The sequence below is a fragment of the Paenibacillus sp. FSL H3-0333 genome (assembly GCF_038002805.1).
Taxonomy (GTDB): domain Bacteria; phylum Bacillota; class Bacilli; order Paenibacillales; family Paenibacillaceae; genus Paenibacillus_AQ; species Paenibacillus_AQ silagei.
Genome location: NZ_JBBODG010000001.1, coordinates 7192032 through 7208477 on the forward strand (window position 1 = coordinate 7192032; position 16446 = coordinate 7208477).

Sequence of the window (16446 nt, forward strand, 5' to 3'; positions counted from 1 at the left end):
TCCCTGGTTGCCGCCTACTGTTGCGGCGGAGAAAGATTCAAAAGCTCAAAGACTCTTAAGTGCCGCTTGTTCCAAGGCGTTGCCGCTGACCTAGCGGCTGGAGAGAACAAGAGTTCCAAGACAATGGAATTCAAGATCGGGATTCAAGACTCTTGTGCCAAGGGCTCACCGCGCAACTTCGCGGCTGCAGAAGCTGGTTAGTTAAGTAATGGGCATTAGTACTACTCAGTTGCTCCATTTAGCCAACTTTTCGAGAATTCAGGTGCACTTATGCTCTTCATTTGCTCGTTTAGCCAACATTCCTGGGATTCAGGTGCACTTGTGCTCTTCATTTACTCATTTAGCCAACTTTCCTAGGATTCAGGTGCACTTGTGCTCTTCATTTGCTCGTTTAGCCAACTTTTCGAGAATTCAGGTGCACTTATGCTCTTCATTTGCTCGTTTAGCTAACATTCCCGGGATTCAGGTGCACTTGTGCTCTTCATTTGCTCGTTTAGCCAACTTTTCGAGAATTCAGGTGCACTTATGCTCTTCATTTGCTCGTTTAGCCAACTTTCCCGAGATTCAGGGGCACTTATGCTCTTCATTTGCTCGTTTAGCCAACTTTCCCGAGATTCAGGGGCACTTGTGCTCTTCATTTACTCGTTTAGCCAACTTTTCGAGGATTCAGGTGCACTAGTGCTCTTCATTCGCTCATTTAGCCAACTTTTCGAGAATTCAGGTGCACTTATGCTCTTCATTTGCTCGTTTAGCCAACTTTCCCGAGATTCAGGGGCACTTATGCTCTTCATTTCCGCTTCCAGCCCACTTTCGGCGCATTTAATGGGATTTATCCCTCTCATTTCGCCGCCCAGTCCACTTTCAGCGCATTTAATGGGATTTATCCCTCTCATTTCGCCGTCCAGCCCGCTTTCAGCGCATTTAATGGGATTTATCCCTCTCATTTCGCCATCCAGCCCACTTTCAGCGTATTCAATGGGATTTATCCCTTTCATTTCGCCGTGCGGCCCACTGCCGGCGCACTCCGCCAGAGAGATTAGACCGCGCCAGCCACGCTGGCGGAGAATCCGCTAAGCCCGCCCATCTGCGGGCGACCAACGGAGATATATTCGAGGCCGGTGCCTTCTATTTGCTCTTTGGTGTAGACATTGCGGCCGTCGATCAGCACCTGGCGGCGCATGGTTCCGGCAAGCTGGTGCAGGTTGATCTCCTTGAACTGGCTCCAGTCGGTCAGCAGGCAGACAGCATCGCTGCCTTCGGCTGCCTCTTCGGCCAGTCCGCACCAGCGGAGCTGCGGGTGATCGTACTCGCGCCGGAAATTCTCGGCAGCGATGGGATCGTACAGCTTCACGATGGCGCCCTCGGCGACCAGCGCCTCGACGATCTCACGGGCCGGGGCCTCACGAACATCATCGGTATTGGGCTTGAAGGCAAGCCCCCAGATGCCAATGACCGCGCCGCGCAGGCTGCCGAGCGATTCATGGAGCTTGGAGATAATCATGAAGCGCTGGCCTTTATTGACTTCAACGACGGATTTGAGCAACTTGAACTCATAATCCACATTCCCGGCAATCTGGATCAGCGCATTGGTATCCTTCGGGAAGCAGGAGCCGCCATAGCCGATACCTGCCTGCAGGAAGGTCGCACCGATTCTCTGGTCCATCCCCATGCCGCCTGCGACTTCGGTGACATCCGCTCCTACCTTTTCGCAAATGTTGGCAATCTCATTAATGAACGAGATCTTCGTCGCCAGAAAAGCATTCGAAGCATATTTGATCATCTCGGCGCTGCGGATATCCGTGACGAATACGTTGTCCGTAAATCCCTGATGAAGCTCGCGCATCGTGGGCTCAAGCGCCTGATTATCCAGTCCGATCACGATCCGGTCGGGATGAAGCGTGTCGCGGATGGCAGAGCCTTCACGGAGGAATTCAGGCGCAGAGACGATATCGAAGGGATGATTCGTGAGGGAGGAGATCAGCTGGCGGATGCGCTCATTGGTTCCAACAGGGACGGTCGACTTGGTCATAATGATCTTATAGCCTTCCATCGCCTGCGCAATCTCGGCAGCGGCTCCTTCGATATATCTCAGGTCGGCTTCGCCGCCCGGCAGAGAAGGTGTACCCACGGCAAGAATGACGATATCGGAGCGGCGGACCGACTCCTGAAGATCGGACGAGAAGCTCAGCCGCCCCTCGCGCAGATTCATTTCGATCAGGGCTTCAATGCCCGGCTCATAGATAGGGGATTCCATCCGGTTCAGCTTCTCGATCTTCTGTTCATCCTTATCCACACAGATGACATGATTTCCATTTAGGGTAAAGCATACGCCTGATACAAGTCCTACATAGCCGGTACCAATCACTGCGAGTTTCATACTTTCATCCTCCTTTTAGGAAATTGACGTAGGCCTGTTCCACATACTGCTTGAACTGAACCATAAACGCCTGCTCATCGAATTTGCGTGCATGGCCCATAATCTGGTCGATATCCCACGCATAGGACTCCACCTCATCAATGGCCTTAAGCAAATCATCAACTTCCTGGTGCTGGAAAAACACGCCGTTAACGTATGGAATAATCGTGTCGAGCGCTCCCCCAGCCTGATAGGCGATGACCGGCCTTCCTGCGGCATTCGCCTCCAGCGGCGTAATACCGAAATCCTCTTCCCCGGGAAAAACAAACGCCCGGCACTGGGACATCAGCCCTGTGACTTCCTGATCCTCCAGCCGGCCCAGAAACGATACATTCCCCTTGGCCATGCCTTCCAGACGCTTCCTGTCCGGTCCGTCCCCGACAATATACAGCTTAAGCCCGTTACGGTTGAACGCCTCCACCGCCAGATCGATCCGCTTGTAGGAGACCAGCCGCGAGACAATCAGATAATAATCGCCGATGCTCGTAGAGCTGGTGAAGCGGGCCGTATTGATCGGCGGGAAAATCACATCGGAATCCCGGTGGTAATAATTCTGAATCCGCGTCTTCACGACTGAGGAGTTGGCGACGAACTGGTTCACATTTTTGGAGGTGCGCTGATCCCAGTTCTTGAGCCGCTGCATATACACCTTGAGCAGTCTTTTGAATAACCCGGAATTCGATTGCCGCTCCATGTACGTGTCATAGTCCCAGGCAAAACGCATCGGCGTATGACAGTAGCACAGATGGAAGGTGGACTCGGGCACCTGGATGCTTTTCATAAAAGCACTGCTGGAGCTAAGAACGATATCATACCCGCTGAAGTCCAAATCGCGGACAGCCATGGGGTAGAGCGGGAGCACCCCTTTGAAGTTACGCTTCACTCCCGGAATCTTCTGCAGCCAGGAGGCCCGGATATCGGCATCTTTGAGGTTATCGGTCAGGCGGCTTCCGTTAAAAACCGTTGTGAAGATCGGAGCCTCCGGGTACATGTGATGAAAAACCTCCACCACCCGTTCCGCCCCGCCCATCTGGATTAAATAATCGTGCGCGATCGCAATTTTCATGTGAATCATCCTCAAAGTTTTATGGAGCAGCATCATTAAGCAGTACACGCATGGCTAGAGACAGATATGATGCAAGCCTTAAGCATTATGAAGCGGGAAGGTCAGGTAACTGCCAGCAGACCTTTGTAGTAAGCGACAATATCCTTGACCGTGTTCTCGATGACAAAATGCTCTTTCACCCGTCTCATTCCATTGTCCGCCATCCGTCTACGCTCTTCGGGATGGTTCAGCATCCAGGTGATGGAGTCTGCAAGTACAGTAGCATCTCCCGGCTGGATCAGCAGTCCTGTCTCACCAGGAACCACGATCTCCACCGGTCCGCCTTCATTGGAGGCAATCACCGGCAGTCCGGCTGCCATGCCTTCGACGATGACCTGGCCGAACGGCTCAGGGGTAATCGACGTATGGATCAACAGATCCGCTTGGTTCATGAGTCCTTGTATATCATCTACATGACCCAGCAGGCTGACATTGGTGATGTCCCCCTGCTGCATCTGCGCAATTAATTCCTGCTTGTATTCCTCTTCCCCGAATAGGGCGTCGCCGGCCAGCCAGAACTTCACGCGGCTATCCTGCTTGAAGGCCTTGGCTGCTTCCAGCACAATATGCTGGCCTTTCCAGTGGGCAAGCCGTCCGACCAGCAGGACGTTGAAGTCCTTCTGATCCCGCTTGCCGATCCCTTCACCGATCGCCTTGGCGAAGGCCGAGTAGACTACCAGTGTCTTCTTCGAGCGCGGCAGCTCCAGGGCATTCAGCGTGGAGTGGGAATTGGCAATGACCCCGTTCGGCAGCAGGCGTGACAGCAGCCGGATCGCCTTGGCGACAACCGGCTTCAGATAAGGCGCCCCGATGTGGTCCCGGATGTGCCAGATCAGCGGCACGCCCGCTTTTTTGGCAGCGACGGCTCCGTAAAAGGCCGATTTCAGGGAATTGGTATGCACACAATCCACCTTCTCTTCCTTCAGCAGCGGGGCAAGCTTGCGGCCATAAGCCAGCAGCTTCATCGCTGCCGCCGGAGCGCCGAGGTTCACGGCATTGCGGCCGCGGCTGCGGATGCTCTCATCCAGCGGGATAATGCGGACATCGATGCCCTTCTCCCGCAGACGTTCGGCAAGCGTGCCTTCCTCCGCCAGGATCACCAGCGGCTCAATCTGCTCACCAATGTTGGTGAGGATGTTGAACAGGGCGACCTCTCCTCCGCTCCATTTGGCGGTGTGGTCGATATAAGCGACTTTGATCATCCTACGCTCACACCCTTTCCCAAGGTTTCGAGGAATACAGACTCAATCTTGTCGCCTACATGCTGCCAGGTGTACTTCTCCAGCACATGATTCCGGCACTCCTCCCGGCCCGGCAGCAGCTTGCGGTTGCTCAGCATATGGATCATGCCTTCCGCCATATCCTCGCTGGCCGCACTCTTGAACAGCAGCTCCGGACGGAAGCCCTGGAGAATCTCCTTGTTGCCGCCGACCGGCGTAGCCATCACCGGCAGCCCCGAGGCCAAGGCCTCAACGGTGATCAGGCCGAAGCCTTCCAGTGCCTGGGAAGGGACGACGAACATGTCGGCTGCCTGATAATAGGAGGCCAGCTCATGATCGGGAATGTACCCGAGCAGCCGGACCTTGTTGCCCAGCCCGTAATCGGCGATCCGCCCTTCCAGCTCCCCGCGCAGCGGGCCCTTGCCCCCGATCAGCAGAATCGCATTCGGGAACCGCTCTGCCACCTGCTTCCAGGCTTCCAGCAGCTGCAGCAGCCCCATCCGGTTCATCAGCCGGCGGACCGTCAGGACGGTTGTTGCGCCTTCCGGCAGATTCAGCGTCCGGCGGACCGCCAGCCGATTGGGGGCGGGTGTGAACCGCTCGACATTGGCCGCTCCCGGAATAACGGTGATCTTATGCAGCGGCACACCGTGCAGTTCATGCAGCATGTTACGGAAGTATTCGCTGAGGACGATGAATTTGTCCGCCAGCTTGTAAGCCTTATGCTCTATCGATTTGGCAATCGTTGTTTTGACCTTATGCTTGATGCCTTGACCTTCGATCTTCATCTCTTCGTTCCACGGGCCATGGAAGGTCATGATGACGGGAATGCCCCGTTTCTTCGCTTCAATCGCCGGCCCGATGCCGTAAGGCGCGAAGTGGGTGTAGAGGATATCTATCCGCCCGCTGCCATCTCCCATCAGGGAGGCCGCCTTGCGCTGGAAGGCATCCTTGCGCTTCCAGATCGTCTCCTTCGGATCACCGGCATTGTGGATGATCAATTCCTTCGGCGTCTCCGGCGTTTCCTGGCTGCAGATCAGGGCATGCACCTGATTCCGCGTGGAGAGCTGCTCACACACGGATTTGAAATAGGTGTTCAGTCCTCCGGGCTGTAACGAGGGCCAGCTGAGGCCGGTCGTCATAATGTTGAGTCCGTCATTGTACGACATAGCTTCTCTCCCCCTTGTTCTCCTGCTCGGCCTGACCCGCTTCGTTATGCCGGGCCAGCCTGCCTGCGCTGTGTAATTCGTAATGCTTGAAGCCGACCATGAATTCATACATCACCCAGAAGACGGATACCGCGAAGCCCGAGATGCCTTTCTTGAACAGGCCATGCAGGAAATACTTCTGCAGGAACCGTGCTGGCGGTCGCAGCAGCAGGTGGCTCAGCTTGAACGGCTTGCCGCTGGCGAATGCACTCTCTGCTTCCAGATCGGTGTATTTGTTGAACCGGGCGACATGATCGTTGATGCTGCGGAAGCCTTGATGCCACAGCGTTCCGTTCAGCTTCACGGTCCGTTCCTCGGACACCTCTGGCATCTCATGCACCAGAGAGTTGCGGATACCGTATTCCTTGCGGTTATACAGCCGCACCAGATACTCGCCTTTATCCAGCCATTTGCCGAGGAAGTCGCCAATCCGGTACAGCGAGAACGCCACCGTAGCATCGGTCAGTCCCGGCTTGCGCTCCAGGATATCCCGGGCCAGCTCCTCGCTGACCACTTCGTCGGTATCAATCAGGAAGACCCAATCATGGATGGCACGTTCCACTCCGAATTCCCTTTGCTTCGCATATCCGGGCCATGGGTTGACATACACCCGGCATCCCAGGCTCTCGGATAGCCCTACGGTCCCGTCTGTGCTTCCTCCGTCGATTACCACCACCTCATCGGCGAATAACCGGCAGGACTGAATGGCTTTGGATATCCGAACTTCGTCGTCCTGGGCAATGATGACCGCCGAGATCGGGTAGCTTCCCCGGCCGCCAAGCACGCTTGTTACTGAATCCATGATAGGTATCCTCCTTCTGATGGTCCGGTGTGTGTCGTCGCTCCGAGAAAAGTTTGGGCTTACGGCCGCTGTTGTGTTTAGATTTCCTGATTAGAACCGCTAGCTGCGGTAGAAATCAGAAGACAGCTTATGCTTCCGATGCGAGCTTTTCTTCGAAAAGCTTTCAGGCGGACGCATTCGCTCCTACAGCTCCAAATTTTCTCTACGTTCCTCCAAGCACCGTCCCATGGTTTTTTAAGCAGATAGGGGCTCGCATCGTGTCTCTGCTCGCTGAAACAAATACAAACCATTTGATTCATAAGCAAAACACTTGAATCAAACCCTTAAATGCCTAGACATCCTCTACACATCCATAGGTTTCTTGCGGATATACGAATTCATCGTCGTCTTCATCCACTGAAGGTCCTGGGCGTTAATGAGCAGCCGCGGAAGCTTAACCTTCAGGTTGTATCTAATATTGAGAATAATGAACAGGAAGCGCAGCACAGCTGATGAGAGCATAGCCACCCCGGCTCCGAACAGTCCGAACTTCGGCACCAGCAGGAAGAGCAGCGGAATCACGAGGATCAGGCCGACCCCCTGCAGGATGGATACGAACTTCGGCTTGCCCAGCGCCATGAACACCTGAGCCAGAATCAGCGTCCCGCCACTGATGGTTACTTCCAGCAGCAGCAGGCGGAACACGGTAAGCGCGGTATTGAAATCCTTGCCGTAGAGCAGCGGGATGACAAAGGGCGCTACCAGCATCAGGAACACTGCGCCTAGCAGAGTACAGGTAGTACTGATCCGGAAAGCCTTGAACGTAAGGGCAACCGCTTCGTCCTTCGACATCTCGGAGGCCTTCGGGAAGAGCACCACCGTGATCGAATTCGCGAAGAAGTTCACCATACGCGACAGGCTGACCGCTACCGCATAGAGCCCCAGATCTGCCGGTCTCAGTAATCCGGCAATGATGATCTGGTCTATGTATACCGAGAATTGTCCAAGCAGGTCGTTCCCGTAGGAACCCAGACCGTAGGTGAACAATCTTTTGAAATTAAGATAGGAGTCCCGGAGCTTGACCTTGTAGGTCCGCAGCAGCAGGATAGTCATCCCGATGAACAGCGGTACCGACGGGACCAGATAGGCCAGTGCAGTTGTATAAGGATTCATGTAGCCGGTCAGGATCAGAATGCCGATGGCTCCCAGCGTCAGCAGCGGCACCAGGTACCGCATCCAGTTGAAGGTCTTGTAATCCCCTCTGAACTGGAAGGCCGCGTTGTTGATCTGCGACACCACAATCAGCGGGCAGAGAATCATCGACCACTGGGCGAAGACCACTACCTCATGACTGAAGGACCCCAGCCAATAAGGCAGCACGAGTATCCCGACTGTCATGGCGATGGTTCCGAATGTCAGGCCGATCAGCAGGGCGATCCGGTACAGCACCCCGGCTTCCTCCGGATTCTTCTTGGCATTATAGATCAGCGCCGAGGGAATGCCGAAGCTCATGCTGAAGGCCAGGAACTGCGACCAGTTCACCATCGCTGTCTGCTCCCCCCGGCCGGTAGGGCCGAGATAACGGGCGGTCAGTACGCCGGTCAGCATATTGACCAGCAGGATCAGCACGCTGACGAACATCGTTTTGACAGCAGCCGAGCTATTGTCCTTACTCTTCGTGAATCTCCGGAAGGTGGACCATACCCGGTTAGCGGGTAGTGATTTGGCGCTTGACTGCTGCATGCGGTAGTCCCTTCTTTCTGCTTTGAGTGAGCTCCTTGGCACTGAGGCCAAGTCCGATCAGCATCCAGATCAGATACCCCTTAAGACCGGGAAAGCCGTTATCCGATATCAGGCTGGCTACAGCACCCATCCACGCCGCCAGCGCCAGTCTGGCGTAAGGCTGAAGTTCATTCCTGCGGGTGACTCTGGCGCCGATCTCCTTGATGACCGCACCGAGCGCTCCGAAGAAGAACAATGCGCCGAGTACACCGAAGGTCAGCAGCAGCGCGATGAAGCCGTTATCCATATTGCCGTATTCCCCAAGCTCTCCGCCGTTGCCAAGCTTGGTGCCCTGGCCTACACTGCCGATCCCCTGCCCTACCGGATTGCCTGCCACCATCGGCAGCATGTTGGTCCAGAGGCTGAGGCGTTCATTGTAGGAATGATCCTCCTGCACGGAGGTCAGGGTCTCCATCCGGGCCACCAGCCCCTCTGCTCCAGGCAGCTTCGGCACGATCCAGAACAGCGCGGCTGCCACGAATGCGAGCTGCAGCAGCGTCTTCCATTTGCCCTTGGAGGGAGAGGAAGCGATGTAGACCAGCAGCATCACCAGCAGGACCAGCCATGCGGAACGGACGAGCGTAGTCAGCAGGCAGACTACTACGAGCAGAACACCGAGCCAGCGCAGAGTACCCTGCCATCTTTTCTCCAGAATCATCGGCACCAGTGCGAAGACCAGGAAGGTTGCAGCCGGACCCGGAGAGTTCAGGGTCGAGAAGACCCGGATCTCCAGCGGATAGGGAGTCCCGATGGAGATCATATCGGCATTCCGCATCCAGAAGGCGTCCCAGGGGGGAACGGTCAGATACTGCACAATCCCGTAGATCGCAACCAGTACGGCTATGTTGGCAAAAGCGTACAGCAGCCGGTCGATATCCTTCGGCTTAAACGGCGTCACCGCGAAGAAAGGAATCAGCAGCAGCGGTACGATGTAATTCGCCAGATCGTATACCGAGCCGATGCCGTTCTTCGCCAGACCAATCAATGCGCCGTAGGCCAGAGCGATGGAGAACAGCAGAATAATCCGGGTGGAGGACTTGCGGATCCGGTGAATTTCCCGCAGCACCGGAATGGCTAAGGTCGCTCCGGTCAGCAGCGGGGCCAGACTGAGCAGAGAGACGGAATGATACACGCCTTCGTACCAGTCTGCAATCCGCCTCAGCTCCGGGGCAACCGCCCAGATCAGCAGCGTGTACGGGATGAGCATCCGTGTATTCAGCAAGGCCAGCAGCAAGGCCGGAAAGAGGATGCCTGCCAGAATGATGCCCTGCAGGCTGTTCGACGCGCTCAGGTTCGCACTGGCGAAGCCGATCGCCAGCGGCAGGGCCAGCGCCGAAGCGCAGATCAAGGTCATCATTACAGCCGACTTCACGGCTTGTGCCGATGGAAGATTCAGACTATTCTCATCTCTGCTTAGCATCTTCATTCCCTGCCTCCCGTCTTTCGCCGCTTTCTTCAATCCGTACTGCTGTTCTTCACCTTGCCCCGTTTGCGCAGCTCCTTGAGCAGCAGCACCAGGAACTGGGCATCGTCGACAAGGTATCTTTTCCATAACCGGCCCGGCTCCTGGCTAAGTCTCCATAGCCACTCCATGCCGGTTCGCTGCATGAAATCCGGGGCCCGCTTCACCGAGCCGGACAGGAAGTCGAAGGTTGCACCTACGCCGATGGAGACCGGCGCCTGATAGGAGGTATAGTGACGGTAGATCCACTTCTCCTGCTTCGGTGCGCCTACCCCTACGAACACGATATCGGGCTGGCTCTCGGTCAGCAGCCGGATAATATGCCGGTTCTCTTCTTCGTTGTGCTCGAAGCCGTAGGAGGGAGAGTAACAGCCCACTACGTTAATGCCCGGGAAGGCGGCCTTCAGATTCTTCGTTGCCTGCTCTGCCACACCCTCGGCGGCACCGAGGAAGAACAACCGGTATTGCCTCTGCTCGAACGCATTGCCCAGGCGGCTGAACAGGTCTGCGCCGGACACCTTTTGCTTCAGCGGCTTGCCGAGCATCTTGGACGCCCAGATAATCGGCATCCCGTCCGCGACTACGGCACCTGCTTCGGAGTACACTTCCCGGAACTCTTTATCCTTGCGCAGCTTGATCACATGGTCGACGTTACAGGTCAGGATGTAGGACTGGTTCCTCTCCTGAATGGTTCTGTCGATATAATCCAGCAGGTCCATGAAATCATAGTTATCGAAATTGACATCGAACATGTTCACTTGGTTCATCGTATCACTTCTTTTTGTGGGGAATCGGCCAGCTGTGAAGATCGATACAGGCAGTTCAGGTACCAACAGAACGGAATGATGAATTGGACCGTCGACAGCGTGTTATCCGTGAAAGAATAGATCAGAAATGCTGCAATAAAGAGCAGGAAATAAGGTTTGACCGCCGGCAAAAGAACTCTGTATACCATTAGAAACACAGCGAGCAAGGACAGCAGCAGCAGGATGGCACCAACGTATCCCCCATCGTAATAAAAGCGGATATATTCGTTATGCGGAACCACGAACCCCCCGTAGAGCGTTCCGTCATTCGCCACCGTTACCGCTCCGAGCCCCCGCCCCGCAACCGGCGAATCCGCCGCCTTGTTCAGGAAGTACTCCCAGGCCTCCGCCCGCCCCGACAGGTCAATTCCCGTCTCGGTCGTCCGTTCGAAGGAGCGCTTCTTGAGGTTGTCGAGCTGCATGTATACTGCCGAAGTGATGACCAGCAGTGAACACAGCAGCGGGATCAGAAATCTCTTCTTCCCCTTCAGAAAAGCGCGGGAGATATCATAGAAGTAATAGAGCACCATCAGGACCAGGGCGAGAATCGGCCCGCGCGTGCCTGTAATCACCAGAATGAAGAAATTCAGCCCCAGCATGATGTAATTGAACCGGGTATACTGCGGACTGCGCTTGATCTCGATGAACGCGATCGCTACTCCCATGAAGGCCAGCATCGCCAGGTGAGGCGGAATGTTCGCCCCCTGCACCCGCACCGCACCTGTGAACTCCACGGCTACCAGTGAATGTATATTCGCAGCTTGCAGCACCACGCCTATCAGCATGCTGACCAGCGGCAGCAGGGTAATGATCCGGATCTGCTTCTCGGCGACCTCCTTCTTCCAGTTGATCAGCAGAAGTACGAAGGGTAGAGACAGTCCGATGAAGGCTTTGACCGCAATCGATGTGCTCATCTCCGGCAGCCAGATGGAGAAGCTGAAGGTGAGCAGAATCAGGACCAGCATCGCCCATAAGGGAGGGCTGAGCTTGAACCTCAGGCCATTAACCAGAATACACGGCACCAGCAGCATCAGAATCACCAGCTTGTAGAGCGACAGGATCTCAATACCGAACATACTCCCGCTGTACAAGAAGTTAATCGAGACCGCCGTGGTCAGCAGAACGAAATAGCTGATCAGCTCAGGGCGTGACAGGGAGGCAACCAGCAGCAGAATGAAGAATACGGCCGCTACTGCGATGACCGGCTGGAAGATGACGGCTGTTCCTAGGAACAGTGCAGTTACGAGATAGAGCATTCCATATGGCAGACTATTGATTTTGGAGCCCCACTCAAAATGGGTCATCGCGCGTACCTCCCCTCACCCCGCTGCGGATTCCCTCTTCCGGTTAAGAATCATATGAAGAGTTCCGCGAATACTCTCCAGCCGGCATTTATTCAGCAGCTTCCTTCCCTTACTGCGGGAAAGAACGGAATCTGCCAGGATGTAGATGACTTTGGCACCTGTCTTGCCCAGGAGCAGCAGATGCCCTTTCATTCCTTCACTTTTCATAGCATTCGATATGCCTTGGCTGTAATACCGCTTCATGATCCAGTCCTCCGTCAGCCGGTTCGCCGGAACGAAATGATCCACGGCCATCTCGGGATGATAGAGAATCGAATGCCCTTCCTGCTGCAGCTGGCTGAACAGCCAGGTCTCTTCACCCGAGAGCAGCGAATCGCCCTTGCGGCCCAGCTCCAGCGGGAACAGGCTGATATCGAATACCGGCTTGCGCATCGCCATGTTGGCCCCGCAAGGGTGAAGACGCTTCGGATACTCTTTAATCCGGCTCCCCAGATCGACAATCGTATACGGAAGCTCAAACGGCTTAATCAGCCAATCCGGGCGCTTGCTCTCGAAGATCGGAGCAATCTTGCCGCCCATAGCCATCACCTCGGGCTTATCCGCAAAGGTGCCCACAATGGTTGTAATCCAGGTCCGGCAAGGGATCGCATCATCATCCAGGAAGGCGATGAGCTGCGATTTGGAAGCCAGAATCCCCGTGTTCCGGGCTGCTGACAGCCCTTGAACCGGCTCCAGCAGATAACGGATATCCATATCCGCACCATAGGTTTCGATGAACCCCTTAATGGCGGCCGCCGTATCATCTGTGGACTGGTTATCCACGACGATGATCTCGGCCTGGTGCAAATTCTCCAGCGGCAGCAGCGAATGAAGAGTCTTCACCAGCAGCGCCGACCGGTTATAGGTGCATATGATAATGGAAATCTCAGGTCCATCTCCGTGTACGAACATCGGCATCACCTAATTCCCATATTTTTAATAAGCATTTTTGGAACCTAGCAGCATCAGGCCGGTCTTGACAATAATCTTCAGATCCAGCATCGTGCTGCGCATGTGGATATACGTGAGGTCCAGCTGAACCATCTCGTCGAAGCCGACGCTGTTTCTGGCATTTACCTGCCAGTAGCCGGTGCAGCCGGGGGTTACCATCAGCCGCTGCTTGTCGTATTCAGTGTACTGCTCCACCTCTTCAACGAGCGGAGGACGGGGACCCACCAGACTCATATGCCCCATCAGCACGTTCCAGAGCTGCGGCAGTTCATCAATACTGGTCTTGCGCATGAATCTTCCAATCCGCGTAATGCGGGGATCATTCTTGATCTTGAACATCGCGCCGCTTACTTCGTTATAGGCCATGAGACTCTCCTTCAGCTCCTCGGCATTAGCGACCATGGATCTGAACTTGTACATGGGGAACAGCTTCTCGTCCTTGCCGACCCGCATTTGGCGGAAGAACACCTTGCCCTTCGGATCTTCCAGCTTAATCAGAACAGCCACCACTGCGAAGAGCGGGAGCAGGAACAGCAGCCCCAGGGCAGAGAACAAGATGTCGATGATCCGCTTCATGACCAGATAGGACTCCATTCCCTTGCTTTCTTCACCCGAATGCAGCATGTAAAGTTTCGGCAGGACGGCCTCATAGTCTTCCGGCAGTTTTTGCATGCTCATCTCTCCTCATTTCTCGTAAAGGTTTATGCAGCCTTACTTCTTGACTCCGGCTTGTGTCGCTCGCTTTCGGGGAACCGTCTCAGCTGCTGAGCGTGGTCTGTCCCGCTTTGTTCAGCCATTCCGCCATAGCATCCATGACCTGATAACGCAGATCTTCGCTCTCTAAGGCAAATTCCAGTGTGGTCAAAATATAGCCGAGCCGTTCGCCGACATCATATCTTGTACCGTCGAAGTTATAAGCGTAGACACGTTCGCTCTGGTTCAGCTTCTGAATGGCATCCGTCAGCTGAATCTCACCGCCTGCGCCCTTCTCCTGAAGATCGAGATACTTGAAGATCTTAGGGGTAAAGACATAGCGGCCCATGATTGCCAGATTGGAAGGCGCTGTTCCAAGCGGAGGCTTCTCTACGAAATTGTTCACCCGGTAGAGCTTCCCGTCCTGCATATCCGGCTCGATAATCCCGTAGCGGTTCGTAAATTCATCCGGGATAACCTGTACCCCGATCACCGAATTCTGGGTCTCTTCATACTGGTCGATCAGCTGCTTCAGGCAAGGGACCTGTCCGGTTACAATATCATCGCCGAGCATAACGCCGAACGGCTCATCGCCGATGAACCGTCTGGCACACCATACGGCGTGGCCTAGACCCTTGGGTTCCTTTTGCCGGATGTAGTGAATTTCCACCTTGGAGGACCGCTGCACCTCTTTGAGCAGCTCCAGCTTACCGTCTTCCAGCAGTCTGGACTCAAGCTCGAAGGCATTGTCGAAATGATCCTCAATCGCCCGTTTGCCTTTACCGGTTACAATGATGATGTCTTCAATCCCGGAGGCAATGGCCTCCTCCACGATATACTGGATCGTCGGTTTGTTGATAATAGGCAGCATTTCCTTGGGCATTGCCTTGGTCGCCGGAAGGAAACGTGTGCCTAACCCGGCCGCCGGGATAATTACCTTTTTTACCTTTTTCATCACACATACCTCCCAATAGTTTCGTTCACATTGCCGCTTCGGTGTTCTACTTGGTCTGGTTCATTGCTATTCCGAGAATCCTTACACCTGTCTGTTCCATGAGACCTTTCAGCTTGCGGAGCGCTTCGCGCTTCGTCCGGCCGTGTCTGGCGACAATGACCACCCCGTCCGAGAGCGGGGCCAGAATCCGTGCATCGCTGTAATCGACCCCCTGCGGGGAATCCAGCAGAATCAGATCGAAGCTTGCCTTCAGCTCTGTAAGCAGTCCGGCCATTCTTTCGCTGCCGAGCAGGTCAGGCGGGCTGACCGTACTTACTCCGGCAGGGATTACCGCCAGATTCGCCAGGCTGCCGTATACCAGAACGTCCTTCGCTTCCTCGTAGCCGCTCAAGTAAGCTGCCAGCCCCTGGCTGCCTTCCACATCGAAGACGCTGTGCAGGCCGGGCTTCCGCAGGTTACAATCCACCACCGCCACCTTCTTGCCGTCCTGTACGAAGGATACAGCCAGATTGGAGAGAATGGTGGTCTTGCCTTCGCCGCTCTCCGCTGAGGTGAAGAGCAGCACCTGTCCGCCGGGCCCCTTCAGCAAGCCGAGCTGGCGGATATACGTGCGCAGCGAACGGAAGGATTCGGAGACATGCGAGGACGGGTTCATATCTGTAATAAGACTTCTATTCAGCCGTAACATATTTGCCCTCCCCTACTCTTTCCTTGTCATTGTCCGCACTGCCGAAATCGCGTTTGCGGATGGCCGGAATACTGGCAATGACCGGAAGGCCAAGCTCAAATTCCGCTTCCTTCTCGTTTCTTAGCGTACCGTTCAGCGTCTCCATCAGCAGGATAATCCCGACCGCTGCCATCAGTGACACCACGAAGCTGATCAGAATATTCATGGTCACCCCGCCGTTGACCGGCAGAGGCTGGGCTGCAGGATCAGCCGGAGTCAGGAATGTTACATTATCCAGGTTCATCAGTGCCGGCAGGCTGCGGATGAAGGTCTGCGAAACCGCGTTTACAATCGTAGCTGCGGTGCCGTAATCCTTATCCTCCACGGTCAGATTAATCACCTGGCTTTTCTCCGAGGATTTGATCTGCAGCTTGGCAGCCAGTTGGCCCGCCGTCAGACCGAACTCGGGATGCTCCGCAATCACACTCTTCATAATGGTTGGCGACTTCATGATTTCCTTATAGCTCTCGATGAGGTTAAGACTGAAGTTCAGTGCGTTGAGATTATTGCTCTCGGGGACATTCACAACATTGTTGACCAGTAGCTGTCCAGAGGCGGAGTAGACGGGTGCAACGAAGTTTTTACTGACGTAGAAGGTGGTGGCGCAGGAGATCAGTACAAATACCATGATTAACCATAATTTTTTCTTTATCAGGTTAATGTAATCCAGAATCGTCTTTTCCACAGTAACCCTCCTTCCGCTTGTGTTCGTTTTGAAAGCAATCATGAAAGTTTCAGATGTCTTGCTTTTATTCTAACAACGCGCAGGATTTATCACATGCCCCCTCGCATCACTTTACACTTCACTTTCGAGTAACCCCGTTTGGTCCGCAAGAGGGGGTGAATGGTATACTTTAGTACCATATCCATGGAAAATGCTAACACCCCCGGTGACACAACATCACCTAACCGGGGGGAAGGCTGCTGGTGTACCTTGGGGCCAGCATTCCGCGGCAGCATAATGTATGCTGTTTTGCACATACATTCGGCCCGTGGG

General features: G+C 54.8%; 14 protein-coding genes. All 14 read right to left on the minus strand.

The genetic code is table 11. The features are described 5' to 3' along the window. Window positions 1–1036 precede the first annotated feature (1036 nt). The 14 genes from MHH78_RS31410 to MHH78_RS31475 all read right to left on the minus strand — a co-directional run bounded on the left by MHH78_RS31410 (window position 1037) and on the right by MHH78_RS31475 (window position 16134). The gene (locus MHH78_RS31410; RefSeq protein ID WP_341169999.1) at window positions 1037–2377 is read right to left on the minus strand and encodes a UDP-glucose dehydrogenase family protein; all 1341 of its coding nucleotides are present in this window, start codon (window positions 2375–2377) and stop codon (window positions 1037–1039) included. Window positions 2378–2381: 4 nt separating this feature from the next. Then, window positions 2382–3482, minus strand: coding sequence for a glycosyltransferase (locus MHH78_RS31415; protein ID WP_076078991.1), 1101 nt, complete (start codon window positions 3480–3482; stop codon window positions 2382–2384). A gap of 101 nt (window positions 3483–3583) precedes the next feature. Next, window positions 3584–4723 (minus strand): glycosyltransferase family 4 protein, encoded by a 1140-nt coding sequence (locus tag MHH78_RS31420; protein WP_076078990.1) that lies wholly within the window; start codon window positions 4721–4723, stop codon window positions 3584–3586. Then, the gene (locus MHH78_RS31425) at window positions 4720–5910 is read right to left on the minus strand and encodes a glycosyltransferase family 4 protein (RefSeq protein ID WP_341170000.1); all 1191 of its coding nucleotides are present in this window, start codon (window positions 5908–5910) and stop codon (window positions 4720–4722) included. The genes MHH78_RS31420 and MHH78_RS31425 overlap by 4 nt, the downstream gene beginning before the upstream one ends. Next, entirely contained in the window at window positions 5897–6751 is an 855-nt protein-coding gene (locus MHH78_RS31430; RefSeq protein WP_076078988.1) for a glycosyltransferase family 2 protein, read from the minus strand. Before MHH78_RS31430 ends, MHH78_RS31425 begins: the two co-directional genes overlap by 14 nt. Before the next feature lie 342 nt (window positions 6752–7093). After that, the gene (locus MHH78_RS31435; RefSeq protein ID WP_076078987.1) at window positions 7094–8473 is read right to left on the minus strand and encodes an oligosaccharide flippase family protein; all 1380 of its coding nucleotides are present in this window, start codon (window positions 8471–8473) and stop codon (window positions 7094–7096) included. Further along, entirely contained in the window at window positions 8439–9869 is a 1431-nt protein-coding gene (locus MHH78_RS31440) for an O-antigen ligase family protein (RefSeq protein WP_341142890.1), read from the minus strand. The genes MHH78_RS31435 and MHH78_RS31440 overlap by 35 nt, the downstream gene beginning before the upstream one ends. 98 nt (window positions 9870–9967) lie before the next feature. Beyond that, window positions 9968–10741 carry a WecB/TagA/CpsF family glycosyltransferase gene (locus MHH78_RS31445; protein WP_076078985.1) on the minus strand — a complete coding sequence of 258 codons (774 nt, stop codon included), beginning with the start codon at window positions 10739–10741 and terminating at the stop codon, window positions 9968–9970. Next, entirely contained in the window at window positions 10738–12084 is a 1347-nt protein-coding gene (locus tag MHH78_RS31450) for an O-antigen ligase family protein (protein WP_076078984.1), read from the minus strand. Before MHH78_RS31450 ends, MHH78_RS31445 begins: the two co-directional genes overlap by 4 nt. Window positions 12085–12099: 15 nt before the next feature. Continuing rightward, the gene (locus MHH78_RS31455; protein ID WP_036723428.1) at window positions 12100–13035 is read right to left on the minus strand and encodes a glycosyltransferase; all 936 of its coding nucleotides are present in this window, start codon (window positions 13033–13035) and stop codon (window positions 12100–12102) included. A gap of 24 nt (window positions 13036–13059) precedes the next feature. Further along, complete coding sequence (locus MHH78_RS31460; RefSeq protein WP_341170001.1) at window positions 13060–13752, minus strand: sugar transferase; 693 nt, start codon at window positions 13750–13752, stop codon at window positions 13060–13062. Between the two features lie 79 nt (window positions 13753–13831). Beyond that, window positions 13832–14722 carry a UTP--glucose-1-phosphate uridylyltransferase GalU gene (gene galU / locus MHH78_RS31465; protein ID WP_340756620.1) on the minus strand — a complete coding sequence of 297 codons (891 nt, stop codon included), beginning with the start codon at window positions 14720–14722 and terminating at the stop codon, window positions 13832–13834. A gap of 46 nt (window positions 14723–14768) precedes the next feature. Then, window positions 14769–15410, minus strand: a complete 642-nt coding sequence (locus MHH78_RS31470; RefSeq protein WP_340991218.1) for a CpsD/CapB family tyrosine-protein kinase — start codon at window positions 15408–15410, stop codon at window positions 14769–14771. After that, window positions 15394–16134 (minus strand): YveK family protein, encoded by a 741-nt coding sequence (locus tag MHH78_RS31475; RefSeq protein ID WP_341170002.1) that lies wholly within the window; start codon window positions 16132–16134, stop codon window positions 15394–15396. Before MHH78_RS31475 ends, MHH78_RS31470 begins: the two co-directional genes overlap by 17 nt. Between the last annotated feature and the right edge of the window lie 312 nt (window positions 16135–16446).